The sequence below is a fragment of the Proteus sp. STS61-E genome (genome assembly GCF_040932335.1).
Classification (GTDB): Bacteria; Pseudomonadota; Gammaproteobacteria; order Enterobacterales; family Enterobacteriaceae; genus Proteus; species Proteus mirabilis_B.
Window position 1 is genome coordinate 226,253 of the sequence record NZ_JBFQGE010000005.1, and the last position, 24,562, is coordinate 250,814.

Here is a 24,562-nt window from a genome sequence, read left to right on the forward strand (position 1 = left end):
GATTTTTTTAATTTTTATTTACTTTATGTGTTAGCTATTAAATATATCATCAAAAGAGAAATTGCCGACAAGTTCTATTGTATGAAGATGGTTTATAGATTTAATTTCTTCTGAAATGGATATTTTTGTAGTGTTTTCTACGTTTTGATTGTCATTAAAAATAATGATTTTTTTATTTTTAATTAAATCGATAATATTAAAAATATGATCATTTTCATCAGAGAATAGCAGGAGATCTTCATTTTTATTAAAGTCCATAATTTTATTATGGCTATTATTATGTCCAAGACTTAATATAAATATATCTCTTCCTTTTCCTCCACTAAGTTGATTAAATCCATTGTCATCCCAAAGAATATCATTGCCATCAGAGCCATACAGAATGTCATCACCTTCGCCGCCATAAAGCCAATCATTGCCTTTCCCTCCTTGAAGTATATCATTGCCATTATTACCATAAATAATATCGTTACCGTTATTACCATAAAGATGATTATCAACATTATTACCAATAATAATATCATCATTAATACCACCAATAGCATTCTCAATGATGGTACCATATGCGATAGAGAGGTTACCTCGTAACCCTCCAGTATCGGAAAAAGCGCCTTCATTGAGATCTATTTTTTGCTTTTTGTTATATTTATAAAAATTTAGAGTATCATTACCATCGGCATCCCAAATACAACTAATAATGACATCATCTGGTGAAGTTAAGCTATAATGGTCTCTTTGCGTATTAGAGTCAAAACCATAGATAGTATCACCTGTTCGGGTCGTTATATTTACACCATAGAATTGTTGAATAACATATATATCGATTAATAATGGAGACATAGGAAAAAGTCCATCCAATTCAGCTTCTTCTATTTTTGGATATCGATATGCCATCACTGAATATTTGAAAGTATTTTCTTCAATGTCAGGATTATTATGATCATCCCATTTAAAAGTATGAGGCAAGCCAAGAGCATGTCCAGTTTCATGTATATAAGTTTTAGTTTCTCCATTTCCTTTGAATAATATTATAGGTTGATTGTTAATATGACCATTTTCATTACTGTTTTTATATAAGGTAATGTATGAATTTGTTTCTAAATAATAATATTTTATATTATCTGACTTTTCTTTAAATAAATTAATTTTATATTTTTGTTCTGGTGTCATATTGTTTTTATTTATTTTTTTTATATTTACTGTTGAGGATATATTGATCCAGACATGTCCTCCATTACTATAATCAGTGACTTTTTCTATTTTTTTATTTGGATTTGTATTGTTATCTGGAAATCTAGCAACACCAGCGACTAAATGAGAGGTGTCTTTCGTTATCTCATTTATATTATTATAGACGCCAAATTTAATATTAGTGTCATATTTATTATCTTTCTTCGTAAATTTAACGTTTGCAACATCAGACCATTGTTGTAATGTTTTTTCTGCAACTTCTTGTTGATATTCGTTTAATGTTGTAAGAGTTTTATATTCATCACCTCTTAAACTACTCCAATCAGGAAAACTATATGTTATTTCCGTAAATATATCGTCTTTATTTTTCTTATTCCATCGTTTTAATGATGGATTACTCTTTATTAAATCAATAATAATACCTACTCCATGTGAATATTCTTGATAAGACATTTCATTTCCTTTTTAAAAATCCATTTTCTGTTATTTAATATATTATACATTAATAACTGTTTTTCTTTTAAAAAAGGAATAATTTACTATGTGTTAAATTTTAAATTTAATTATAAATAAAGATGATAATAAATCTTTTTATCGATTTATTATCATTAATATAAGATAGTAAGTGATGTATAAAGATTATCAGTGCGCTAGTTTTCTATTTTCCTTGAAAGCAAACACAAAGATAATTGCTAGTATTAATGTATATGATGCAAATATTAACCAAATTGATTGCCAATCTTTCATACCATTGACAGTAAAATGATCAACAACCATACCACTTAAAATAGAGCCCGCATATGCACCAACGCCATTTACCATGGTCATAAAGAGTCCTTGAGCACTGGCTCTTATTTCAGGTTTAACTTCATTTTCAATATAGATAGAGCCTGAAATATTAAAGAAATCAAATGCACAACCATAAACAATCATCGAAAGCATCAGCAATACAAAACCCCAAGGAGAAGGATCGCCATATGCAAATAATCCAAAACGTAAAGTCCATGCAATCATACTTATTAGCATGACTTTTTTAATGCCAAAACGTTTTAGGAAGAAAGGAATTGCTAGAATAAAGGCAACTTCCGCCATTTGTGATACTGATAGTAAAATTGATGGATATTGAACAATTAAACTATCTGCAAATTCAGGATTTTTGGCAAAATCATGAATAAATGGGCTACCGAAAGTATTTGTAATTTGAAGTACAGCACCTAATAACATCGCAAATAAAAAGAAAATTGCCATGACTGGTTTTTTAAATAAAACAAAAGCATCTAATCCTAAGCGAGAGGCCCAAGATGTGGATTGTTTATGCTGTGCTGTTGGAATTTTAGGTAAACAGAATGAATAGAGCGCTAAGCAAAGCGATGCAACGGATGCAATATATAATTGAGTATTGCTAAGCTCTAATCTAAATAAGCTGACACACCACATTGCAACAATAAAGCCTATCGTACCAAATACACGAATAGGGGGGAAATGCGCAACTGAATCTAATTTATGCTTATTTAAACAAAAATAGCCAATGGAGTTTGAAAGAGCAATGGTTGGCATAAATGCTAATGCATTAATAAACATAACCCAGAACATAATCGAAGGATCAGTCACTGAAGCGGCAAAGAATAAAGCAACAGCACAAATAAGATGACAAATAATATATAAGCGATTTGCAGGAATAAATTTATCGGCAATGATACCTAATAAACCAGGCATAATCAGAGCCGCAATACCTTTAGAGCCATAAACTAATCCAACTTCAATCCCTGTGAAGTTTAATGTTTGCATCATGTATGCACCTAGGGTAATCAACCAACTTCCCCAGATAAAATATTGCATAAACATCATGCCTTTGAGCTGTATTTTTATACCCATAACAATCTCCACTGTTGGGGATATTGATTTAAGTGGATCATAGGCAGCTATCTATGATCCACTTTTTCTCTTATTGGTAGAAAGTTATAAGCGAGAGATCACTTCACTGATAAGCTTTAAGAAGGTAGATTTTACGCGTTCTGCTGTTTCAATAACTTCATCATGACTAAGGGGCTGTTCTAAAATGCCACAAGCCATATTGGTTAAGCATGAAATACCAATGGTATCAATACCTGAATGGCGAGCTATCAGTGCTTCAGGAACGGTTGACATGCCTACGGCATCTGCACCTAATGTTCTTATCATGCGGATTTCTGCTGGTGTTTCATAAGTTGGACCTGTCCACCATGCATAGACACCTTGACGTAAGGTAATGTCTTGTTCTTTAGCAATATCAAGAACGATTTGGCGCATTGCTTTGTTATAAACTTCACTAACATCCAGAAAACGAACGCCGAGTTCAGGATTATTTGGCCCAATCAGTGGGTTATTTGCAGTCAGGTTAATGTGATCCGTAATTAGCATAAGGTCGCCCGGATTAAATTCAGTGTTTACGGCACCACATGCGTTAGTGATAATCAGTTTTTCAACACCTAATGCTTTCATCACACGAACAGGAAAGGTGACTTCATCAAGTGATACACCTTCGTAGTAATGAAAACGACCTTTCATTGCAACAACTGTTTTTCCTGCAATTTTACCAATCACTAATTCATTAGCATGTCCCACGGCTCCAGACGCTGCAAAGTGTGGAATGGTGTGATACGGGATATGTACTGCATCTTCTAATGTGTCGGCAAAAGGGCCTAAACCTGATCCTAAAATGATCCCAATCGTTGGTTTTTCTGTGGTTTTAGATTGAACAAATTCTTTTGCTTTATTAATTTCAGAAACCTGATGCATGACTCTCTCCTGTGTAAATCGTCATTACGTTTTAAATAGTGGTTGAGAGTACTTTGCCTGATAAACAAAAATGGACAACTTTCTTTTTCTCATTTTGAGATTAAGATCATATTGTTTGTTTTGATTAAGGAACTATTGCTTTTTTTACAGTAAGATAGCGATATCCCTCTTTTGCTTCTCAATAATTTAATAAAGGATATCGTTATGCTATTGAAAAATTTAAAAGAACTTCAGTCTTCTAAGACTTCAAAAGCATTGAAACTAAAAAGCCTTTACAAATTAGTGGCAGAAAATGGACCGATAAAAACAGAAACGTTGACCGAATTAGCACAAATGAAGCCTGCGACTTGTGCTCGATTATTGGACGAGTTAAATGCGCTTCAATTAATTACAACCGCAGAATTAGGGGAATCAACCGGTGGACGAAAACCTATTTTGTATAATATTAATACAGAAGGGGTGTTTTTGATTGGTATTGAATTAAGCAAAGTCTATTCAACCATTGTGTTAATGGACTTAAAACTTAATATGCTGGATAAAATTAAAATATCGCCAGAGCCTTATTTATCTGCATATGAAATGACAGATAAGCTATTACCTAAAATTGATGCCTTGTTATTAAAAAATAAAATCAGCTATGAAAAAATTTTAGGATTAGGAATTTCTATTGAGCATGTTGTTGAGCATCAATTGGCTTCAAAATCCCTTGATGAAGAGTTCAGCGAATTAGAGACGTTATTACGTAAAAAAATTCCTACTTACGTTACTGTAGGAAGCGGAGTACATTTTGCCGCTTTAGCTGAATTTCGTTTATATTACCGCCAAAAAACACAACGGTTTTTATTTACTTCTTGTGATACCGAAGTAAGAGGATGTGCTATTATTGGCAATCAGTTTTTAACTGATACTTCAGCGACTATGAATTGTTTTGGTCATATGACGATTGATGTAAAAGGGCCATTATGTGAATGTGGCTCTTACGGTTGTTTAAATACACTCTGTTCTTTAGATGCTATAAAAAATAACGTTATTCATCAAATAAGGCGAGGAAAAACCTCCTTATTAACATCGCTTGTTAGTGTTGATGATGAAATTAATTATCACACTATTTTTCAGGCAATTGAAATGCGTGATCCTTTGTGTATTGATGCATTAGAAGAAGCCGCTTATTACTATGGGCTTGCTATTGCCAATACGATTTTAATGCTTCAACCTGATATTGTGGTTTGTGGTGGAACATTAATACCTAAATATACGTTTTTTGATACGGTTAAAAAAACGATTGAAACTAAACTCGCACTTTTCCCAAATATAAAAACAGAAGTTTATCCAGCAAGCCACGCTTATGAAATCGTTTCTCAAGGGGCTGGCGCAATGGTATTAGAGCATTTAGTTAATTAAATAATGAAAAAGGCGCTGTAATATCAATTACAACGCCTTTTAGTTTTTTATTATTGTTTGTTTTTGCTACTTTAACCCTGGTGAGGTTACCTGCTAGGAGACAGGTTTATTGATATAGACTAACTTTTTACTGCAAACTTCTTTTATTTACCTCATTGTGAGGAAGGTGATTCTTTTTATTTTTGGTTTAATTTAAACTATCTGAACTAACGTCTTATTGTTGTGCCGTTACTTTACCCTGGTACTTTGTGCATTTGGGAGCCAATTATAAATATGCCTTACATACCTAGAGAAAAAATAGATTACCAATCCATTGGCTATCGCTTGCGTGCTTACCGTATAGCCTCTTCATTAAAAGCTGAAGATGTAGCCGAAAGCTTGGGCATTTCTCGTGCTGCTGTATATCGATTAGAAAAAGGCGAAATCGTTAAAATTGAGACACTTGATAATCTTGCTAGATTATTAAATACCTCGTTAACTAGTTTGTTAGGCATTAATACTGAATATTATTCAAGTGCAAATGGCTTTTTTGAACGAATGCGCCAACTTGAAACTCAATCTTCACATATTTATACCCACTTCGAACCTTTCTCTTACTTATTAACTTCAGATTGTTATGACAAAACATTGGTTGAAATGCTAACAGAGGCATCGCCCTTAAATCTTTTGTCTGAAAAACAACAAGAAGTTTTATCTATTTTAAAAGAGCGTAAGAAACATCAGTCCTTGCATTCACCCCATATTTATAACCTTATTAGCCAACAGCAAATTGAAAAATTTCTTTATGTTGGCATGCTAGGTTCGGTTAATTTAACTAAAACACTGCAACAAGAAAGAAAAGAGCGAGCAAAAAATGAAATTCTTCATTTAATTGAAAAGTTAGAACAAAAAAATAGTTATCTTAATATTGCAATTATTTCAGATACTATGCCGTCTCTAACTTTCCAATTATTTTATCAAGATAAAGTACCTCTTTCTTTAGCCGTTAGCCCGTTCCGTTTAGGTGAGTTTCCTAATGTCAGTACGGGCATAGCGACAGTGACTTCTTCAACTGAGGCAATATTTCAGTACCAATCCCTCTTTGATAAGTTATGGTTAAAAGCCACTAAAGGTGATGATGCTATTAATCTTTTAAAACAAATAGTTAGCCATTATTGATTTGCTAGTGTACCTAATGTCTCAGCTAATAAATCCGCTGCAACAGCAATATCGCTAAATTCGGTAAATTCATCAGGATGATGACTAATACCCGCGACAGATGGTGTAAAAATCATTGCTGTTGGATAAAGCGGAGCCATATTCATTGAGTCATGGCCAGCACCACTTAGCATTGTCATATAGTTGATATTGTGTTTTTGACACAAGCTTTCAATAACTTGGCAAATTGAATCATCTAGTTTCACTGGCGATTCAGCAGAAATCGGTTGAACATCAATAGCGACACCAAAATCTTTTTCTGCTTTTTCAACACTATTATTTAAACGCTGTACAACACGTTGAATACTTTCAGTATCAATACCACGAATATCCACTGAGAATTTTACTTGTCCTGGAATAACATTCATGGAGTTTGGTACAACATTGAGCTTACCCACTGTACCAACAGTGCCATAAACAGCTTCAGTACATGCCGCGCGGTTAATGTCTGTAATAATACCAGCACTTGCAACTAGAGCATCTTGGCGCTGGTACATTGGTGTCGCACCAGAGTGATCAGCATGGCCATTAACCGTAACCGAGAAACGAGTTGGCGCAGCTATTCCGTTGACAATACCGATAGTTTTCTTGTCATTCTCAAGACGTTTACCTTGCTCAATATGCAGCTCAACAAAGGCGCTAAAACGATCTTTTTTGATTAAGCAATTATCAAAATTATCATGTTGGTAGCCTAAAGACTTCAGAACTTCAAAGAAGTTATTGCCATCATCATCTCTATTTTGTTCCCAGCGAGCTCTATCTATTTTGCCTGTTAAAACCTTACTGCCAATACATGAAAAACCAAAACGGCTAGATTCTTCTGCACGGAAAACAACCAGCTCAAGGTCTCGTTTAAGTTGTTGTGGTTTATATTGCATCAAGGCATAAAACCCAGCGATAACACCCAAAGCTCCGTCATAAGCACCGCCTTGAGGTACAGTATCAAGGTGAGAACCAGTACCTACTGCGGGTAGTGAGCGATCTTTACCTGGTAAACGTGCGTAAAGTGTACCAATACCATCACGATAAACTTCAAGCCCAGCTTCTTTCATTAAACCAGCAAGATACAGATGCGCGGCTTCATCTTCTTCGCCATAGGCAATACGAGTGATCCCTTTGCCACTGTTATCTTTTTTATAAATTTGCATTGTTTCAATTAACGCTTTCATATCATCAATTGAATAATGAGGTGCTGTATCTTGTTGAGTCATAAGAGAATTCTCCCGTGGTTTCTGTAATATCTCTTTGTCTAAAAAATGAGACAATTTAAGGATTAAAAAAGCCATCTTTAAAGATGGTCACTGTTTTTATGATCATTGCTTATTATATTTACTGCTGTAGCTATATTTCGTCAATGACAATTCAGGCGAATTTCATATTCTGTGAGGTAGGTATTAATTAAAAGGAGATATATATCTAGAGTATTTCTTAAATGAACTTAATTTGTGTGATAAATGTTATAAAAGAGATCGCTTTTTTATATTAAGAATATTTAAAATTATATTTTTAATTTAAAAATGAAAATAAGAATTATTATTGGTAGTAAATTTATTGTTTTAAAAATTACTTAAATTGTGATTTATATATTAATAATAAAGATGATTAAAAATATTCCTGACTTTTTTTGTATTAATAAAGATATCAGTTTTTATATTAAATAATATTTATAACATTATCAGGGAAATGTTGGGTTTACCTGTAAGTATCATAAATAACGTGTAAATATATAGAGGTGTTTATATAAATTTAACTTTCCAACTGTTAAGGTGAATAATTACTTATCTTATATATCTAGGCTTATAGTCTATTTATTTTATCTTTTTAGTTGAATGAACTTTTATCTCTATAATAAGTAGAAAACTAAACATTCACTATTGATAAGGTTTGTTAAACATTACACTATGGTAGCCGATAATTCGGATGAGATATCACTTAAGTTTTTATTTTCAATAAGGATGTGAAAGAAATGACTGAGTATGAACTAGACTATAGTTATAGTGATGTGTATAGAGATACATTAAGAAGAGAATCCAGTTATTTAAGAAAAATAGCAATGAAATTTGCCTATCAATATATTGGTGATTCTTTTGCAAGAATGATGTTCTTAAATGATATAGAACAACTGATTGCTAGAACAGAATTAGAGGTAAGTAGTTATTGCTTAAGTTTATCAGCAGGATTAGATAATATTTCCGGTGAAATTGAAAGGTTAGAGTTACAGGATAATTTACTAAGAAATCGAAGCATAATGCAATATGCACTTTTTGAAACAATACGTAAAAAAGAAGAAAATGAGGAAAATAATAAATTAATACTCAAACAAGTAGGTTTTGTCAGCGGAGCAATGCAAATATATGGAGGGGGAGGTTCTTGTGTGGGATCTGTCGGAACATTATGTAGTAGTTTAGGGGTTGGAATGGTATCTCAAGGTGTAAATAGTATGATTGAAAATGGATATTATTTATTATTTAGAGAAGAATATAGTGGACCTGTAAGAAACGGATATAGAGCAGCATCTAAAGCTTTAGGTTATGGCGATAATGAAGCGGATATGTTTTATAATGTGGTTGATTTAAGTTTATCTGGTGCATCATTATTGAAACCAGTTCTTAAAGAAGATTCATGGAAACTATTTCACTATATAAAGAGTGATTTTATAACATCATGGAAAACAATGGATAGAGTGCCTCTTATGTCAGAAATTTTCTTTGACGGTATGGCTATTTATTCTACATACGATTTATATGAAGAGGGAAATAAAAGTGAATGATTTTGATGTATTATCACCTTTTCCTTTTGGCTGGTTGGAGCTTTTTCTATTTTATCTATCTTCATTCTTTTTATTTTTCATTTTATATAAAACTCAACTCTATATTCTTTGTAAAAAAAATAGATTTTTAGATCTTATTTATCTTGCAGTTGTTGGTTTATGTGGAAGTTGTTGTCTTATTATATTCAAATTTGGTGATAAATTTTTTATTGGTGAATTATTTATAAGGTCTGGTAATAAAGATATTATTCGCTATAGCTGTCTCTTTTTTGCACTTTACCTTTGTATCTCACTGACATTTGGCAAAAAAAAGTAATTTATCATATTGATATTTTATGAAAAATAGATTTAATTGATGGTGAATCAAGATATTAAATTCACCATTAAATTTTTACTGATTAACTTAGTTCAGAAATACTATATCCAGACGTTCCTGCCATTATATGGTTACAGGTAATACTTTCATATTGTATAGTGATAATTTCGCTAGGTAATGAATCACTTTGAGTTAAGGTACTAGCATGTATTTGTGAGTAATTAATAATGGAAGCATTCGTTAAAACTACCGTCATATATTTCTCCTGAGCACCTGTATGAGAAGTTCTGTAGTAGTCAATTTCACACTTTAAAATTTCATTATTCGTAATTGCAGTAATAAGTAGTGGTGTGGATTTATCAACATGTTTGGTTATAGAAAGAGGGGCATGACTTAAATTTTGCCTTCTTGATATATCAAATGTAGACGCTATAACTAATATTTCATTTAAGTGAGAGCTTTGGTATTTATTGCCAAGTGAATCGTAAGAAGAGCATCCAGCTGAAATATTTCCTTGAACATTTCCATTTATTCTTAAATAAATATTATTAGACATTAATTATTTTCCTTTTTGTATAATTAAACTTCATGTTCACCTAAAGCTAAATTTATTCTAAAGTTAATTACATTAGATTAATTTAAGAATTCATTATATTAAAAAGAAAATAGATTGCTATCTAAATACTGTCGCAATTTACATGAAGTCATTATCAGATATCAGAAGTATAAAGAAAAAATAATATTTTGAGTGAACAAGTTAAGGATCAAGGTAGACTTTAAGAAAAGGGGATCTAAAAAATTTATAAAGCGCAGAAAGCAAAAAACCAGCCCTAAGGCTGGTTTTTCTAAATAGTGGTGCCCGAACTCGGAATCGAACCAAGGACACGGGGATTTTCAATCCCCTGCTCTACCGACTGAGCTATTCGGGCAACGGGGCGTATTAAACCCGATATCGCCTTGCTCGTCAACGTTATTTATCACAAAACTGTTTGATTGCTGCTTTTTTAAACTTATTGATTAATAAAATGCTATTTGTCGCGGGAAATGAGTAAAAATAAAGCTGAAAGTGTTTTGCGATACTTAAAAAATACATGACGATAAAGCCATTTATAGAGCCTTAATAACAAAAAAGCTTCCCCAAATTCATTGAGGAAGCTTTATTTTTAGACTAAGTATCAACTATCGATAGTTACGTTGAGCTGTACTGACTTTCTCAAGATAACGACGAGATTGGTCGGCAGGGTGCTTATTACGTAATGTGGTATACACCTGAGTTGGCTCTAAATTGTTAATCATAGCTGCGGCTTGTTTCTTATCGTTGTGGAATATCCGCAACACGCTACCTGCACCACCGTTGTAAGCCTGTATAACGGCGTAACGGCGTGAAACAGGATCTTTGATATCTCCAAGGTAGCTATTTTGCAGTATCGAAATATAAGCCGCACCTGCATCGATATTATTAGCGGGATCAAATAAGTAACTACGACTTGGTTGTCCTGATTTGCCTTGCATTCGGAATACATCTCGTCCTGCCGTTGCTGGCATAATTTGCATTAAACCGAGTGCATCAGAACTGCTCACCGCATATGGGTTGAAACTTGATTCAATTTGCATAATTGCCAAGATCAATGATGGTTCAACACCATATTTAGCCGCAGCTTGTTGTACTAACGGTAAATATTTATGAGCACGTTGATCAAGGTGATTAGGAACAAGATTAAGGGTGACATACCAAATAGTGTTCATACCGGATTGGCGTTTTTTTAATTTATTGGCAATCAGATAATCTGCAAATTTATTGGCACGCCACTCCCAACGTATAGGTTGCCCTGTGTTATCGAGTACTTGTCCTAATAAAAAGGGTTCTGTACTGTGAGGAATATTATTAACGTCAGAGTAGAGATCAATAGAGCCTGGATCTTCGCCCATTAATAACGTTGTGACTATCGCCTTATGCAATTGAAATTGCGGTGCATCATCACCTAAAGTTTCTATTGTGATCGTACCAGCTTCAAAATTAATATGGCTACGTGTTTTATAAGCATTGGTATATTTTACGTAGTCTTTAGGGCCTGCGATTAATACTTCCTTCATACCCCAAATCATTTCGATATTATTGGCAAATTGCCCCATAAGAATATCGAACGCATTGGTATCCTTTGCGTAATCGGGTTCAAATGTTTTTGATGGTTGACTACTACATGAAATGAGTAGAGGGGCGATAATCAGCAAGAGAAGGATTTTTTTCATGGTCAATTGCATCGCTATGGTGAATAAAATACCAGAGCCTTAAAGGCTCTGGAAAAGTGAATATTATTTTTCAGGTGGTGTGTAGCCATCAATATGAACATCATGGCCTTCAAATAAAAATCGCACCATTTCTTGTTCTAATAATTTGCGATCGTCAGGATTCATGGTGTTAAGTTTTTTCTCATTGATAAGCATGGTCTGTTTTGCCATCCATTGAGCCCATGCTTCTTTTGAGATCTCATTGAAAATGCGCTTTCCAATTTCTCCTGGGTACAACTGAAAATCAAGTCCATCAGCTTCTTTGTTAAGGAAAGTACAAAAAATAGTTCTGCTCATAATAAATCCTCAATATCGCAGGTATTAGCTTAGGCTAATTGTCTAAGTAAATTCTCTACAGGTGCTGCTAACCCTACGGTTGCAGGTGTCTGTAAGTTATACCAAAGTCCTTTTTGCTCCTCCATCATAGAGGTAAACGCTGAGAGTTTTACGCAAATTGGCACAATATCTAAATGAAAATGGCTAAAAGTATGTCTAAATGAAATCAGTTGCTCTGATTCATTATTATCGAGCCCATGCTCAGTTAACCACTGCTCTAAAAGCGCTTTTGTTTCAAATTGAGGAAAGGCAAATAACCCACCCCATATTCCTGCTGGTGGTCTTTTATCCAACCAAACAAGATTATCATATTGTAAAATAAGAAAATAAGTTGTTTTTTCTGGGATGGCTTTTTTCGGTTTTTTCCCAGGATAATCCGCCCAATTGTTTTGAGCATAAGCAATACAGCCAGTATTTAATGGGCATAACTCACATTTAGGCTTACTTCTTGTGCAAACCATTGCACCTAAATCCATCATTGCCTGATTAAAATACTCTACACCTTCGATTGGGGTGACATTTTCGCTGATCTCCCACAACTTGTTTTCAACTTCTTTTTTACCCGGCCAGCCTTCGACCGCATAACAGCGTGCTAAAACACGCTTCACATTACCATCGAGAATTGGATAAGGTTTTTTCAGTGATAACGATAAAATAGCACCAGCGGTTGAACGCCCAACACCAGGTAAGGCACAAACGTCCTCAAAGGTATCAGGAAACTGTCCTTGATGTTTATCTACAATGTGTTGTGCTGCTTTATGTAAGTTTCTGGCTCTTGCGTAATAACCAAGGCCTGTCCAAAGATGAAGTACTTCATCGAGAGGCGCTTTAGCTAATGCGTTGACATCAGGAAAACGTGCAATAAAACGCTCAAAATAAGGAATAACCGTCGCAACTTGAGTTTGTTGCAACATTACCTCAGATAACCATACGTGATAAGGCGTTTTTTCTTGCTGCCAAGGGAGCGTTTTACGCCCATATTTGTGATACCAATTGAGTACGACTTGCGAAAATTGCAGAGCTTCCATCATGTTTTATTTTATTAACTCATGTTCTGATTAAGGTAAGATTGCACCACAGAGAGAATAAACTGTAAACACTCTTAATATTTATCTTATAGAGTGATGCTTCTATGTGTGACTCTTGCTAAACTTAGTGATCTTTGGATAATGTCGGTTAAGTTGCACTATTGCGACATTATAACGATTTTAAGTAAATAATTGGCCTAACGACTGACAGTATTAGACATGATCAAGAATGTAATTTCTCCGGAATTCAATGAAGAGGGGCGTGCTTTACGACGCGTTCGTAGTTTTGTTCGTAGACAAGGTCGTTTAACGCCTCGTCAAGAGCAAGCATTAGAAACACAGTGGCCAGCCTTTGGCATTGAATATCAACCGGAACCCATCGACTTCAGTCAGGTTTTTGGACGCGAAGCGCCTGTAATTTTAGAAATTGGCTTCGGCATGGGCGCATCGCTCGTGACTATGGCAAAAAATACACCAGAAAATAATTATTTCGGTATTGAAGTACATGCACCGGGTGTTGGTGCTTGTCTTGCAAGTGCTGAAGAAGAACAATTAAGCAATCTGAGAGTCATGTGTCACGATGCGATTGAAGTACTCAATCATATGATCCCTGATAATAGCTTAAAAATGGTTCAGTTATTCTTTCCTGATCCATGGCACAAAGCGCGTCATAATAAACGCCGTATTGTTCAAGTGCCTTTTGCAGAATTAATTTTAAAAAAATTAACGTTAGATGGTGTTTTTCATATGGCGACAGATTGGGAACCATATGCAGAACATATGCTTGAAGTAATGACAAGTGTTGAAGGTTATCAGAATTTGTCAGAAACTCAGGATTATGTACCACGACCAGAAACACGTCCTGTGACTAAGTTTGAAAAACGCGGTCATCGTTTAGGGCATGGTGTCTGGGATCTTATGTTTAAGAGGGTAAAATAATGGCTAAACAACGTAGTCGCCGCTTACGCAAAAAAATGCGTATCGATGAATTTCAGGAATTAGGTTTCTCAGTTAAATGGACTTTCCCAGAAAATACCCCAATTGAGGAAGTAGATCGCTTTGTTGATGAACTGATCCTCAAAGTTATTGAGCCAAATGGGCTGGCATTTGATGCAAGTGGTTACCTGAGCTGGGAAGGCTTAATCTGCTTACAACAAATTGGTAAATGTACAGAAGAGCATCGCCAATTAGTCGAAAACTTCCTAAAAGAAAGCAAAATGCAAGATGTACAGACCTCTGAACTATTTGATGTTTGGTGGGATTGATAGAAAGTTATACATTTAGCAAATAATAACAAGGGCATCCAAAAGGATGCCCTTGTCTGTCTGGGGAAGGGACTGTGACTACAACGTTATCTAACGCATTACTGTCAGATATTTTGCAACAAATTCGCCCATTAATCGGGCAAGGAAAAGTCGCGGATTATATCCCCGCATTAGCTCAAGTACCTCCAGAGCAGCTTGCTATGGCTGTTTATACGGTTGATGGTGAACTCTATCAATCAGGAATGGCAGATAAGCGTTTTTCAATCCAATCAATTTCTAAAGTGCTTAGCTTAACGCTTGCTTTAACACGTTATGAAGAAAATGAAATTTGGCAACGTGTAGGAAAAGAGCCATCAGGGCTGCCTTTTAATTCCTTAATACAGCTAGAAATGGAAAAAGGAATACCGCGCAATCCCTTTATTAATGCGGGTGCCATTGTTATCACTGATATGTTGCAGTCTCGATTAAGTGCGCCTAAGCAAAGAATGTTAGAAGTGATCCGTTTTCTCACTGATACTCCTGATATTTGTTATAACTCAGTGGTTGCAAAATCGGAAATGGAGCATCTTAGTCGAAATGCCTCTATCGCTTATTTGATGAAATCTTTTGGTAATTTTGAGAACGATGTTGTTACGGTGCTGGAAACCTATTTTCACTATTGTTCAATAGAGATGAGTTGCACCGAGTTAGTGCAATGTTTTAGCTATTTGGCTAATCAAGGCACATGTGTGGGTAATAAAAATCAGATTATTACGCCAAGACAAACCCGCCAAATAAATGCGTTAATGTTAACTTGTGGCATGTATGATGGTGCCGGTGAATTTGCGTTTCGTATCGGTATTCCCGGAAAATCAGGCGTAGGTGGTGGCATTATTGCTGTTGTTCCAGATGCCTTTACAGTTGCAGTTTGGTCACCAGAGCTGGATAAATCAGGTAACTCATTAGCAGGTTGTGCAGCACTTGAATTATTAGCAAACAAAGTAGGGCGTTCAATTTTTTAGGTGTGTTTTCAGGAGAGTTGTTATGAATTTAAGAAATATTGCTGTCACACTATTTTTTGTTGTGGGTACAGCAAATGCATCACCAAGTTTTGATTGCGCTGTAATGCCAAAAGATGATTTACGCATAACCTCTGAATTTGTTGAAGTCGCAGGTTCACATGGCTTAATGGTGATTTATCCTGATGGCACATTGTTTCAAAATGAAAAAAGTGCCTCATTGACACCACAGCAACAAGAACTAGCAAAGAAATATCAAGCCACAGTAAGACGAGACGTACCTTGGTTAAGAACTGAAACAGGGGTAAAACTGCAAGATTCTCGCAAAGTGCTTGATAAAGTGGTGATTGAAGCTTTTGGTAAAGATAGCAATATCCTTAATAGATTAAGTAGATTAGAGAAAGATCTTAATCAGCAAATGGATAGAGTGGTCAGCATAGAACCGAATAACATTACATTTCATTCTCAAGCCATAAAAGAAGTCGAAGCCAAAGGTCGTGAAATCGTAGAAAGTAGCCTAGGTGGTATGTTGCAAGACAGCATTAATGAATTGGGAAAAAAGCAGTTATTAGCAGCAGCTGGTGGTGACAGTAAAAAAGTATTAGGCGGATTATTAGGAAACTTAGATGGTTTTCAAAAAATTATAGATCAGGAGTGGAAACAGCAAGAAGCTGCATTTACTCAATTTGGTCAGCAAGCTTGTAGCAAAATAACCCAGATGGAGAGTCAACGAGTGGAGCTTGTTAATTCTCTAAAAAAATAATGATACTCGTCATTCTTCAAGAGAGATCTTGAATTATTTAGAGTATATAAATTTCTAGCTCACAACAATTGAAAACAATAATGAAAATCATTCTTATTCAATTGACTTATGAGATGAGCTGTTTAGAATGCCCTGTTTGAGTATTCCACTTAAACAGGGCAAAATTAATGAAGAAGATCCTTCCTTTAGTTATCGCATCTATCCTTTCTGTAACCAGTTTCTCTGCGTTAAGCAAAACGCCAATCGAATACCAACCTAACCAAGTTATTAGCCAGCACAATGACAAGATGGTGATTAAACACCTATTAGGTGAAACGTCGGTCACTAAGAACCCTTCAAAAGTGGTTCTATTTGATTTTGGTCTTTATGATTCTTTAGTTCAGTTAGGTTTAGCCGATAAAGTAGTTGGGCTACCGTTAGGTAATGCGCCTGCCTATATTAAAGGAAGTATTGCAAGTAACGTTGCTAATGTTGGTGGTATGAAAGCGCCTGACTTAGAAAAATTAGCCGAAATTAAACCTGATTTAATTATTATTACGGGTCGCCAAGGTGCATCATATGAGGCTTTAGCGAAAATTGCACCAACCGTTAATTTAGGTACTAACAGCGCAAATTATCTCAATTCAGTTGAGTCAAATATCAAATTATTAGGTGAATTATTTGATAAACAACAAGTGACTCAAGAACAAATTGCTAAATTAAATGCTGTTATTGAGCAAGCTCAGAAAAAAGCAGCAGGATCTGACAAAAAAGTTTTAGTACTATTACATAACGCTGGCAATTTAATGCCTAATAATCAAAGTGTTGTTTATGATGTTGTTAAAGCCAAAAGAGCCGAATTACCGCCTGTTGCTGAAGAAGAGAAAGGCAAACGTCGTGTTGTAACACCTGAAATGATCGCAAAAGCTAATCCTGATGTTATTTTAATTGTGGATCGTAGCGAAGCTATTGGTGCTGATAAATTAGACAAAGCAACATTTGAAAATGAGGTAATCAAAACAACCTCAGCTTATAAAAATAGCGGTATTATTTATCTACAAGCTGATCTTTGGTATCTTTCTGGCGGTGGTTTAGACAGCTTAACTAAACAAATTGAAGCAGTAGAAAACGCACTTTAATTGATTTAACCTTAAGATTTTTATGATGTTTTAAGGTTTGAAATAAAGAAAAATGCCCAACTGTGATTAATCAGTATGGGCATTTTTTTAAGCTAGTTATTTGAAATCAGCAATATTAAAGGAATAACTCAAGCAATGAATTGAGGAAGAGTTTGCCATGAGGTGTAATTTGCCAGTGAGTGTCTGATTCACTGATATAACCTAAGGCCAAAGCTTCATCTATTTGATGGCGAATAACGTCTTCAGAAAGCCCAGTGTAATCGCTGAAATCTTGTCTTGGAAATGCTTCTAATAGACGAAAACGGTTCATAAAAAATTCAAATGGACGGTCATCATTATCAACAAAATTTTGCTGGTGGAGATAACGACCTTCCATAAAACCTTTAGGGTGCTTGGTTTTTACTGTTCGCATGATGCGACCATCTTCAAAGCTTATTTTTCCATGAGCACCACAACCGATACCTAAATAATCCCCGAAACGCCAATAATTTAAGTTGTGCTCACATTGAAAGCCTGGTTTGCAATATGCTGATGTTTCATATTGTTGATAACCTGCGGCTATCAGCAATTTATCGCCTTCTGAGAAGATATCCCACAGCATATCGTCATCAGGTAATTTCGGTGGACGAGAGCCAAATTGTGTATTGGGTTCAATGGTTAATTGATACCAAGACAAATGCGGTGGAGATAACTCTATTGCTTGCTGTAAATCCGAAAGCGCTTGAGATAATGATTGGTCTGGTAATCCATGCATTAAATCTAAATTAAAGCTACGTAAGCCTAATTCTTTGGCTAAACGAGCTGCATTTTTAGCTTCATCAGCATCATGAATGCGTCCTAAGCGAATAAGCTTATCGTTACCAAAACTTTGCACACCAATAGAAATACGATTGACACCCGCACGTTGGAATCCAGCAAAGCGTTCAGCTTCTACGGTTCCTGGGTTAGCTTCCATGGTAATTTCTGCATTAGGGCTGACAGCAATGCGCTCTTTGACGCCATAGAGTAAATCAGCCATTGACTCAGCACTTAATAAGCTAGGTGTACCACCACCAATAAATATAGTTTGGACTTCACGTGAACCAACGTGAATAAGATCGGCATCTAAGTCATTGAGTAAATGTTGCACATATTCCTGATGTGGAACTTCGCCTTTTAGTGTGTGCGAGTTGAAATCACAATAAGGGCATTTTTGTACACACCAAGGAATATGAATATACAAACTTAGTGGAGGTAACTTAAGCATTCTTAAGGGCATCCAACATTAATTTAAGTGCTTTACCACGATGCGAATGCTGATTTTTTTGCTCTTTAGTCAATTGTGCCGCAGTACAATTTAATTCCGGAACAAAGAAAATAGGATCGTAGCCAAATCCACCTTCACCGTGCATTTCTGTGCTTAATACACCGTGCCAAATACCGTGAAAAATCAACGGAGTTGGATCGTTTTCATGGCGCATATAAACTAATACACAGTTAAATTGTGCTTGGCGTTTTTCAGCAGGTATATCTTTCATTGCATCAAGCAATTTATCCAGATTTTGTTGATCGCTTGCATCAACACCCGCATAGCGTGCTGAGTAAATTCCCGGAGCACCACCTAAAGCATTTACTGAAATACCTGAGTCATCTGCAATGGCCGGTAGACCGGTTACTTTTGCTGCATGACGTGCTTTAATCAGCGCATTTTCAACAAAAGTTAGGCCTGTTTCTTCAACAGAATCAACACCAAGCTCTGTTTGAGCAACAATATCTAAACCAAAATCAGAAAGCAAAGAGGCTAGCTCTTTGACCTTTCCCGGATTTCCTGTTGCGAGAACTACTTTTTGCATGAGTGTTATCCTTAGTAAAGCGTTACGCTAAGTAGCCATTGTAATACGTCTACACGCAGATAATTCAGGGCGTAAAGCACAAGAATAACAATCATTGCAGAGAAATCTAAACCGCCCATCGCTGGAATGACACGACGAATTGGAGCCATTAAAGGTTCTGTTAATTGAAATAAAAGGCGATCAATTGGATTACGACCTTGGCTTACCCAGCTAAGAATTGCGCGGATAATGATCAACCAGAAAATCATCTTACCTGCTGCTGTGAGCAGTTCAATAAAGGCAAATGGGAACATTAAAGAGAAAGGAATTGATGTTCCTGATAAGTAAGATGGAATAATAATACCTAGTAGAATTAATATATAGGCTAGTAAAACTGAAGCTGTATCAATAGGACCAATAGAAGGAATAATACTTCTCAATGGGCGAACAATTGGCTGTGTGATCTTGACGATAAATTGTGAAAAAGGATTATAAAAATCAGCTCTGACACATTGCATCCAAACACGTAATAGCAGTACGGATGTGTAGAGTTGAAGAAGAGTCAGAATGACGAAATTTAAAAAATTCATTAGTTGGCCCTGATGAAATTAAAATTGTTTTTCCATTTCTTGCGCACGTTTAATCGCAGCTTGCATGGCAGAAGCGACGTTTTCAGGTAGTTTACCTTCATAAAACTGCATAAGTGCAGCCGCGGTCGTTCCACCTTTTGATGTTACTTGCTCGCGTAAAGTTGAGAAAGGTAACATGTGTTGTTTCTCTGCTAAGGCGGTAGAACCACTTGCTGCTTGTTGCACAATAGCTCTTGCCACTTCAGGTGAAAAACCTAAACGTTCTGCTTCTTGTTGCATTGATTCCATAAACAAGAAGAAATAAGCGGGTGCACTACCAGCAACGGCGATAATATCATTGATGGCAGATTCTTGCTCTACCCAAACGGTTGTTCCGACACTTTTCATTAATTCATCGGCAAACTGTTTATCTTGAGATGAAAGTGAATTGTGAGCGAACATACCACTTAAGCCTTTACCTACAAGAGCCGGAGTATTTGGCATAATACGAACAAGCTGTAATTGAGTTGCAAAATAGTCGTTATAACGAGTAGCGGGGATGCCAGCAGCGATAGTGAGGACTAACTTTTTGCTCATATCGATATTTTGTAAGGGCTTACAAACTTCTTCCATCATTTGTGGCTTTACTGCCAACACAATAACATCCGCTTTCTGAACCGCATCAATATTGTCATTAGTACTATGAATACCGAACTCTTTTTCTAGTGGTTCACGGCGAATGGCAGAAGGTGAGCTGACGGTTATTTTATTTGCTGGATATCCACCTTGAACCAATCCTGCAATAATGGCTTGAGCCATATTTCCAGCGCCAATAAATGCGATGTTACGATGTTCCATATAAACCTCTATTTTTACTTAGTCGCGTAATCTCTTGCGCCAAAAATTGCTGTTCCAATACGAACGAGTGTTGAACCACAAGCAATAGCAGCCTCCATATCACTTGTCATTCCCATAGATAAGGTATCTATATCGGGATATTGAGATTGCAATTGTTTAAATGCAAGATGCATTTTTTCTAGTACTTCAACTTGTTTGTCATAATTGCTTTCAGGTGCTGGAATAGCCATCAATCCGCGCAATTTAATACCTGATAGAATAGAAATTTGTGCCGCTAGCCCATCAAGTTCAGTCAGATTAATACCTGATTTACTGTTCTCATCACTAATATTGATTTGAATAAGGACATTTATTGGTGGCAATGAGTCAGGACGTTGGTCACTTAATCTTTGAGCGATTTTCAATCTATCAATGGTATGGCACCAATCGAAATTCTCAGCAACAAGGCGTGTTTTATTTGACTGTAAAGGGCCGATAAAGTGCCAAACTAAGGTGTGGTTATCAGCAAAATAATTGATTTTATCAACACCTTCTTGGACATAGTTTTCACCAAATTCAGTTTGTCCACACGCTATTGCTTTTTCGATGTCACTCGCAGGTTTTGTTTTACTCACTGCAAGTAGTGTTATTTCTTCTGAAGAACGGCCGCATTTCTGCGCTGCTGTGTCAATGTGAGACCTGACATTGACGAGATTCTGTTTAATAGTATTCATGGCAACTCAGGAGATAATAAGATGAAAATGGAAAATTTAATTGCATATAGTGTAAAGCATAACGCCTCGGATCTGCACCTTTGTTGTGGTGATGTACCACGATTGCGGATCAATGGAATACTTTATCAACAAAATCAATGTAAACCTATCACTTCTGATAGTCTATTAGCGTGGTTTTTGCCTTTTTTGAGCAACACTCAAAAGCAAATTTTTGAGAATGAAGGGCAAGTTGATACAGCACTCACGCTGTCTTGTGGGCAGCGACTTCGTGTTAATTTATTTCGCCAACAAAAAGGCATTTCAGCTGTATTAAGAATAATTGAAACACAAATTCCTTCTTTAGATAAACTTCGAGTACCCAAGTCGGTTTCAACACTTTTAGACAACTATTCTCATGGACTTATTTTGGTGACTGGTGCAACAGGAAGTGGGAAATCATCGACATTAGCGGCAATGATCAATCATTTAAACCAATATCAACGTCAGCATATTTTGACATTAGAAGATCCTATTGAGTTTATACATAGCAATAAGCAAAGCATTGTGCAGCAAAGGGAAATAGGGCGAGATGTTCAACATACTGCAAATGCAATAAAGAGCGCTCTGCGCCAAGATCCAGATGTCATTATGTTAGGCGAGTTAAGAGATGCACAAAGTATTAAGTTGGCATTAACGGCAGCAGAAACAGGGCATTTGGTGCTGGCTACATTGCATACTCAAGGGGCGGCACAAACACTTGAGCGCGTGACAAATGTATTTACAGGTAATGAGCGACAATGGATTTCATCACAATTAGCAAGCAGTTTAAGGGCGATAATTTCACAAGAGTTAGTTTCTTCAATTGAAGGCGGACGTGTGGCGTTATTTGAAATAATGCAGGTCACACAGGGTATTTCGCATCTTATTAGAGAAGGAAAATACCACCAAGTGACAACATTAATGCAAACAGGTAGTGAATACGGTATGCAAACCTTCATGTTAAGTCGGCAGCAACGCCAACATGAAGGTTTAATTCAAGCTGAGTGATAACTTATAAGTAAAAATAGGTGTCTATGATCCGTTGGAAGCTATTTTTTAGAGTTGCTGTTCAAACCAGCTTTCCAGAATAATAACAGCAGATGCGGCATCTACACTGCCTTTATCTAAGGAACGGTAACCGCCACGCTCAAAAAGATGGGCACGAGCTTCTACGGTGCTAAGGCGTTCATCATGCAAGGCAATTTGTACACCAAATCGACCATGAAGGCGATTAGCAAATTTTTTAGCTTGAGTAGTGACTAACTGTTCGGTGCCATCCATATTAAGAGGTAAGCCGACAACCACGAGATCAGGTTGCCACTCTTTTATGATTTTTTCGATTTGAGTCCAATCAGGAATACCATCTTTTGCTTTAAATGAGGCTAAAGGTCTTGCTGTTCCTGTAACTTCTTGACCGATAGCGGCACCAATGCTTTTTGTGCCGAAATCAAAGCCCATTACCGTTCTGTTTGACATTATGCGTGACCCGCTATCGGTGAAATGGTGTGGATATTAATCCCAATTAATTCAGCGGCTTTATGCCAACGTTCAGCAATAGGGGTATCAAAAATAATTTGAGGTGAAGCTTCAACTGTTAGCCAGCTATTTTCTAAAATTTCTTTCTCTAATTGGCCTTGTTCCCAACTAGAATAACCCAAAGAGACTAATGTTTTTTCTGGTTGTCTTGCTGTACCTAAGGTTTCTAATACATCTTTGGAAGTTGTGATCATCGTGCTGTCACTAATTTTGATACTAGAACTAAAGCCTGAAACTGGAGTGTGCAAGATAAAACCATGCTCTTCTGCAACTGGACCTCCTGACATCACGGGTTTTTGTAAGCTAATTGCTTCATCTCTATCAGTCGAAAAAATTTCCAGTTGATCTAATACACCTTCCACAGAGATATCTTCAATAGGTTTATTAATAATTAAACCCATCGCACCGTTTTCATTATGTTCGCAAACATAGACGACCGAGCGTTCAAATAACGGATCGCTTAATGAAGGCATAGCAATAAGAAAATGGTTAAGTAAATTCATAATAGTAGTACTGTTCCCTGATCATTTTTATTAAAAAACCTAGCCCTTTTATACATTGTATTTCTTAATGTATACCGCTTATTGATTAATATGTGGGGGCTAGGTTCATACTTTTAAACCCTTTAATCTCAGTGCCTAAAAGTTAGTTTTTCTTGTTTAAGCGTACTTCAATTGCATCCATTAACATGCCTGTAATAGAAACATCAGGATAAGCCGCTTCAATTTCACGCGCACATGTTGGACTTGTGACGTTAATTTCAGTCAAGCGATCGCCAATAACATCTAATCCAACAAAAATAAGACCTTTTTGTTTAAGGATAGGTGCAACTTGACGCGCAATAGCCCAATCACTTTCTGTTAATGGGCGAGCTTCGCCACGACCACCAGCGGCTAAGTTGCCTCGAGTTTCACCTTTTGCAGGAATTCGCGCTAAGCAATAAGGAACAGGTTCACCATCGACAACTAGAATGCGCTTATCACCATCGACAATTTCAGGTAGGAAATTTTGTGCCATACAGAAACGATGACCGTGGTCTGTGAGTGTTTCAATAATAACACCTACGTTAGGATCGTCTTTTTTCAAGCGGAAGATTGATGCACCACCCATGCCATCTAATGGTTTGAAAATGACATCACCGTGTTTTTCATGAAAAGCACGTAAATGCTTAGCTTCACGAGTCACTAAGGTGTCTGGTGTTAATGTTGGGAACCATGCAGTAAAGAGTTTTTCATTACAGTCACGTAAGCTTTGTGGTTTATTAACTATCAGTGTTCCCATATCTTCAGCACGTTCTAAAATATAGGTTGCGTAAATAAATTCGGTATCAAAAGGCGGATCTTTACGCATTAAAATGGTATCAAGTTCACCTAAAGCAATATCTTGCTCTTTGCCAAACTCAAACCATTTTTCTGGGTTTTCTTCTACGCTGAGTAAACGAGTGTGAGCGCGTGCTTCGCCTTGGTGTAGGTAAAGATCGTTCATCTCCATATAATGAATTTCCCAGCCACGACGTTGTGCTTCTAATAACATCGCAAAGCTGGTGTCTTTTTTGATTTTGATGGATGAAATTGGGTCCATCACAATACCTAATTTAATCATTACTT

Annotated in this window: 26 protein-coding genes and 1 tRNA gene; 10 read left to right on the forward strand and 17 right to left on the reverse strand. The window is 36.1% G+C overall.

Translation table 11 applies throughout. From position 1 onward, the window contains the following. Positions 1 to 30 precede the first annotated feature (30 nt). The 3 genes from AB4J89_RS13360 to AB4J89_RS13370 form a co-directional block, all read right to left on the reverse strand. The gene (locus AB4J89_RS13360) at positions 31 to 1,644 is read right to left on the reverse strand and encodes a M10 family metallopeptidase C-terminal domain-containing protein (RefSeq protein ID WP_368469573.1); all 1,614 of its coding nucleotides are present in this window, start codon (positions 1,642 to 1,644) and stop codon (positions 31 to 33) included. Between the two features lie 189 nt (positions 1,645 to 1,833). After that, the gene (locus AB4J89_RS13365) at positions 1,834 to 3,066 is read right to left on the reverse strand and encodes a nucleoside permease (RefSeq protein WP_088493536.1); all 1,233 of its coding nucleotides are present in this window, start codon (positions 3,064 to 3,066) and stop codon (positions 1,834 to 1,836) included. An 84-nt stretch (positions 3,067 to 3,150) separates the two neighbouring features. Then, on the reverse strand, positions 3,151 to 3,969 hold the full coding sequence (locus AB4J89_RS13370; RefSeq protein ID WP_088493535.1) for a purine-nucleoside phosphorylase: 819 nt from the start codon (positions 3,967 to 3,969) through the stop codon (positions 3,151 to 3,153). Positions 3,970 to 4,173: 204 nt separating this feature from the next. Between AB4J89_RS13370 and AB4J89_RS13375 the strand changes: the two genes are divergently transcribed. Further along, on the forward strand, positions 4,174 to 5,370 hold the full coding sequence (locus AB4J89_RS13375) for an ROK family protein (RefSeq protein ID WP_088493534.1): 1,197 nt from the start codon (positions 4,174 to 4,176) through the stop codon (positions 5,368 to 5,370). Positions 5,371 to 5,643: 273 nt separating this feature from the next. After that, on the forward strand, positions 5,644 to 6,528 hold the full coding sequence (locus tag AB4J89_RS13380; protein WP_088493533.1) for a helix-turn-helix domain-containing protein: 885 nt from the start codon (positions 5,644 to 5,646) through the stop codon (positions 6,526 to 6,528). Here AB4J89_RS13380 and AB4J89_RS13385 read toward each other — a convergent pair. Next, positions 6,522 to 7,778: a Zn-dependent hydrolase gene (locus tag AB4J89_RS13385; protein WP_088493532.1), complete on the reverse strand. Its 1,257-nt coding sequence runs from the start codon at positions 7,776 to 7,778 to the stop codon at positions 6,522 to 6,524. The genes AB4J89_RS13380 and AB4J89_RS13385 overlap by 7 nt on opposite strands. 755 nt (positions 7,779 to 8,533) lie before the next feature. Here AB4J89_RS13385 and AB4J89_RS13390 point away from each other — a divergent pair. Continuing rightward, positions 8,534 to 9,337: a DUF4225 domain-containing protein gene (locus tag AB4J89_RS13390; RefSeq protein WP_088493531.1), complete on the forward strand. Its 804-nt coding sequence runs from the start codon at positions 8,534 to 8,536 to the stop codon at positions 9,335 to 9,337. After that, a complete protein-coding gene (locus AB4J89_RS13395; RefSeq protein WP_088493530.1) occupies positions 9,330 to 9,653 on the forward strand; it encodes a hypothetical protein in 324 nt (107 codons plus the stop codon). Before AB4J89_RS13390 ends, AB4J89_RS13395 begins: the two co-directional genes overlap by 8 nt. 82 nt (positions 9,654 to 9,735) lie before the next feature. Here the strand turns inward: AB4J89_RS13395 and tssD are convergent, their stop codons facing one another. The 5 genes from tssD to mutY form a co-directional block, all read right to left on the reverse strand. Then, positions 9,736 to 10,209, reverse strand: a complete 474-nt coding sequence (gene tssD, locus AB4J89_RS13400) for a type VI secretion system tube protein TssD (RefSeq protein WP_088493529.1) — start codon at positions 10,207 to 10,209, stop codon at positions 9,736 to 9,738. A gap of 297 nt (positions 10,210 to 10,506) precedes the next feature. After that, a tRNA-Phe gene (locus AB4J89_RS13405) sits at positions 10,507 to 10,582 on the reverse strand. 250 nt (positions 10,583 to 10,832) lie between these two features. After that, positions 10,833 to 11,903 (reverse strand): membrane-bound lytic murein transglycosylase MltC, encoded by a 1,071-nt coding sequence (mltC, locus tag AB4J89_RS13410; protein ID WP_088493528.1) that lies wholly within the window; start codon positions 11,901 to 11,903, stop codon positions 10,833 to 10,835. A gap of 63 nt (positions 11,904 to 11,966) precedes the next feature. Further along, the gene (locus tag AB4J89_RS13415; RefSeq protein ID WP_006534840.1) at positions 11,967 to 12,239 is read right to left on the reverse strand and encodes an oxidative damage protection protein; all 273 of its coding nucleotides are present in this window, start codon (positions 12,237 to 12,239) and stop codon (positions 11,967 to 11,969) included. Positions 12,240 to 12,268: 29 nt separating this feature from the next. Further along, positions 12,269 to 13,309 (reverse strand): A/G-specific adenine glycosylase, encoded by a 1,041-nt coding sequence (gene mutY / locus AB4J89_RS13420; RefSeq protein WP_088493526.1) that lies wholly within the window; start codon positions 13,307 to 13,309, stop codon positions 12,269 to 12,271. Positions 13,310 to 13,525: 216 nt separating this feature from the next. Here mutY and trmB point away from each other — a divergent pair, with 216 nt between their 5' ends. From trmB to AB4J89_RS13445, 5 genes are all read left to right on the forward strand, one after another. Then, entirely contained in the window at positions 13,526 to 14,245 is a 720-nt protein-coding gene (gene trmB, locus AB4J89_RS13425) for a tRNA (guanosine(46)-N7)-methyltransferase TrmB (RefSeq protein ID WP_088493525.1), read from the forward strand. Then, positions 14,245 to 14,571, forward strand: a complete 327-nt coding sequence (locus AB4J89_RS13430; RefSeq protein WP_023581025.1) for a YggL family protein — start codon at positions 14,245 to 14,247, stop codon at positions 14,569 to 14,571. The genes trmB and AB4J89_RS13430 overlap by 1 nt, the downstream gene beginning before the upstream one ends. A 74-nt stretch (positions 14,572 to 14,645) precedes the next feature. Next, positions 14,646 to 15,572 (forward strand): glutaminase B, encoded by a 927-nt coding sequence (glsB, locus tag AB4J89_RS13435; protein WP_368469579.1) that lies wholly within the window; start codon positions 14,646 to 14,648, stop codon positions 15,570 to 15,572. Positions 15,573 to 15,594: 22 nt separating this feature from the next. Then, a complete protein-coding gene (locus AB4J89_RS13440) occupies positions 15,595 to 16,332 on the forward strand; it encodes a DUF2884 family protein (RefSeq protein WP_368469582.1) in 738 nt (245 codons plus the stop codon). 167 nt (positions 16,333 to 16,499) lie between these two features. After that, positions 16,500 to 17,450 carry a siderophore ABC transporter substrate-binding protein gene (locus tag AB4J89_RS13445; protein WP_088493522.1) on the forward strand — a complete coding sequence of 317 codons (951 nt, stop codon included), beginning with the start codon at positions 16,500 to 16,502 and terminating at the stop codon, positions 17,448 to 17,450. Between the two features lie 115 nt (positions 17,451 to 17,565). Here the strand turns inward: AB4J89_RS13445 and hemW are convergent, their stop codons facing one another. From hemW to AB4J89_RS13470, 5 genes are read right to left on the reverse strand one after another with little or no spacing between them, the layout of a single operon-like run. Then, on the reverse strand, positions 17,566 to 18,696 hold the full coding sequence (gene hemW, locus AB4J89_RS13450) for a radical SAM family heme chaperone HemW (protein WP_368469585.1): 1,131 nt from the start codon (positions 18,694 to 18,696) through the stop codon (positions 17,566 to 17,568). Then, on the reverse strand, positions 18,689 to 19,282 hold the full coding sequence (locus AB4J89_RS13455) for an XTP/dITP diphosphatase (protein ID WP_088493520.1): 594 nt from the start codon (positions 19,280 to 19,282) through the stop codon (positions 18,689 to 18,691). Before AB4J89_RS13455 ends, hemW begins: the two co-directional genes overlap by 8 nt. Positions 19,283 to 19,293: 11 nt before the next feature. Beyond that, positions 19,294 to 19,851 carry a YggT family protein gene (locus AB4J89_RS13460; RefSeq protein WP_088493519.1) on the reverse strand — a complete coding sequence of 186 codons (558 nt, stop codon included), beginning with the start codon at positions 19,849 to 19,851 and terminating at the stop codon, positions 19,294 to 19,296. Positions 19,852 to 19,869: 18 nt separating this feature from the next. Next, the gene (gene proC, locus AB4J89_RS13465; protein ID WP_088493518.1) at positions 19,870 to 20,688 is read right to left on the reverse strand and encodes a pyrroline-5-carboxylate reductase; all 819 of its coding nucleotides are present in this window, start codon (positions 20,686 to 20,688) and stop codon (positions 19,870 to 19,872) included. Between the two features lie 14 nt (positions 20,689 to 20,702). Continuing rightward, positions 20,703 to 21,401: a YggS family pyridoxal phosphate-dependent enzyme gene (locus AB4J89_RS13470; RefSeq protein WP_088493517.1), complete on the reverse strand. Its 699-nt coding sequence runs from the start codon at positions 21,399 to 21,401 to the stop codon at positions 20,703 to 20,705. A 21-nt stretch (positions 21,402 to 21,422) separates the two neighbouring features. Here AB4J89_RS13470 and AB4J89_RS13475 point away from each other — a divergent pair, with 21 nt between their 5' ends. Next, positions 21,423 to 22,427 (forward strand): type IV pilus twitching motility protein PilT, encoded by a 1,005-nt coding sequence (locus AB4J89_RS13475; RefSeq protein WP_088493516.1) that lies wholly within the window; start codon positions 21,423 to 21,425, stop codon positions 22,425 to 22,427. A gap of 48 nt (positions 22,428 to 22,475) precedes the next feature. On the opposite strand, the gene ruvX is transcribed toward AB4J89_RS13475, so the two are convergent. From ruvX to gshB, 3 genes are all read right to left on the reverse strand, one after another. Continuing rightward, entirely contained in the window at positions 22,476 to 22,895 is a 420-nt protein-coding gene (ruvX, locus tag AB4J89_RS13480; protein ID WP_088493515.1) for a Holliday junction resolvase RuvX, read from the reverse strand. Next, a complete protein-coding gene (locus AB4J89_RS13485; RefSeq protein ID WP_023581015.1) occupies positions 22,895 to 23,458 on the reverse strand; it encodes a YqgE/AlgH family protein in 564 nt (187 codons plus the stop codon). Before AB4J89_RS13485 ends, ruvX begins: the two co-directional genes overlap by 1 nt. Before the next feature lie 142 nt (positions 23,459 to 23,600). Next, a complete protein-coding gene (gshB, locus tag AB4J89_RS13490; protein ID WP_088493514.1) occupies positions 23,601 to 24,557 on the reverse strand; it encodes a glutathione synthase in 957 nt (318 codons plus the stop codon). Positions 24,558 to 24,562: the final 5 nt, after the last annotated feature.

Excerpts from the sequence above, each read along its gene's own strand:
- AB4J89_RS13360 (WP_368469573.1), bottom strand. The coding sequence starts at position 1,644 with ATGTCTTATCAAGAATATTCACATGGAGTAGGTATTATTATTGATTTA.
- AB4J89_RS13365 (WP_088493536.1), bottom strand. The coding sequence starts at position 3,066 with ATGGGTATAAAAATACAGCTCAAAGGCATGATGTTTATGCAATATTTT.
- AB4J89_RS13370 (WP_088493535.1), bottom strand. The coding sequence starts at position 3,969 with ATGCATCAGGTTTCTGAAATTAATAAAGCAAAAGAATTTGTTCAATCT.
- AB4J89_RS13375 (WP_088493534.1), top strand. The coding sequence starts at position 4,174 with ATGCTATTGAAAAATTTAAAAGAACTTCAGTCTTCTAAGACTTCAAAA.
- AB4J89_RS13380 (WP_088493533.1), top strand. The coding sequence starts at position 5,644 with ATGCCTTACATACCTAGAGAAAAAATAGATTACCAATCCATTGGCTAT.
- AB4J89_RS13385 (WP_088493532.1), bottom strand. The coding sequence starts at position 7,778 with ATGACTCAACAAGATACAGCACCTCATTATTCAATTGATGATATGAAA.
- AB4J89_RS13390 (WP_088493531.1), top strand. The coding sequence starts at position 8,534 with ATGACTGAGTATGAACTAGACTATAGTTATAGTGATGTGTATAGAGAT.
- tssD (WP_088493529.1), bottom strand. The coding sequence starts at position 10,209 with ATGTCTAATAATATTTATTTAAGAATAAATGGAAATGTTCAAGGAAAT.
- mltC (WP_088493528.1), bottom strand. The coding sequence starts at position 11,903 with ATGAAAAAAATCCTTCTCTTGCTGATTATCGCCCCTCTACTCATTTCA.
- AB4J89_RS13415 (WP_006534840.1), bottom strand. The coding sequence starts at position 12,239 with ATGAGCAGAACTATTTTTTGTACTTTCCTTAACAAAGAAGCTGATGGA.
- mutY (WP_088493526.1), bottom strand. The coding sequence starts at position 13,309 with ATGATGGAAGCTCTGCAATTTTCGCAAGTCGTACTCAATTGGTATCAC.
- trmB (WP_088493525.1), top strand. The coding sequence starts at position 13,526 with ATGATCAAGAATGTAATTTCTCCGGAATTCAATGAAGAGGGGCGTGCT.
- AB4J89_RS13430 (WP_023581025.1), top strand. The coding sequence starts at position 14,245 with ATGGCTAAACAACGTAGTCGCCGCTTACGCAAAAAAATGCGTATCGAT.
- AB4J89_RS13440 (WP_368469582.1), top strand. The coding sequence starts at position 15,595 with ATGAATTTAAGAAATATTGCTGTCACACTATTTTTTGTTGTGGGTACA.
- AB4J89_RS13445 (WP_088493522.1), top strand. The coding sequence starts at position 16,500 with ATGAAGAAGATCCTTCCTTTAGTTATCGCATCTATCCTTTCTGTAACC.
- hemW (WP_368469585.1), bottom strand. The coding sequence starts at position 18,696 with ATGCTTAAGTTACCTCCACTAAGTTTGTATATTCATATTCCTTGGTGT.
- AB4J89_RS13455 (WP_088493520.1), bottom strand. The coding sequence starts at position 19,282 with ATGCAAAAAGTAGTTCTCGCAACAGGAAATCCGGGAAAGGTCAAAGAG.
- AB4J89_RS13460 (WP_088493519.1), bottom strand. The coding sequence starts at position 19,851 with ATGAATTTTTTAAATTTCGTCATTCTGACTCTTCTTCAACTCTACACA.
- proC (WP_088493518.1), bottom strand. The coding sequence starts at position 20,688 with ATGGAACATCGTAACATCGCATTTATTGGCGCTGGAAATATGGCTCAA.
- AB4J89_RS13470 (WP_088493517.1), bottom strand. The coding sequence starts at position 21,401 with ATGAATACTATTAAACAGAATCTCGTCAATGTCAGGTCTCACATTGAC.
- AB4J89_RS13475 (WP_088493516.1), top strand. The coding sequence starts at position 21,423 with ATGAAAATGGAAAATTTAATTGCATATAGTGTAAAGCATAACGCCTCG.
- ruvX (WP_088493515.1), bottom strand. The coding sequence starts at position 22,895 with ATGTCAAACAGAACGGTAATGGGCTTTGATTTCGGCACAAAAAGCATT.
- AB4J89_RS13485 (WP_023581015.1), bottom strand. The coding sequence starts at position 23,458 with ATGAATTTACTTAACCATTTTCTTATTGCTATGCCTTCATTAAGCGAT.
- gshB (WP_088493514.1), bottom strand. The coding sequence starts at position 24,557 with ATGATTAAATTAGGTATTGTGATGGACCCAATTTCATCCATCAAAATC.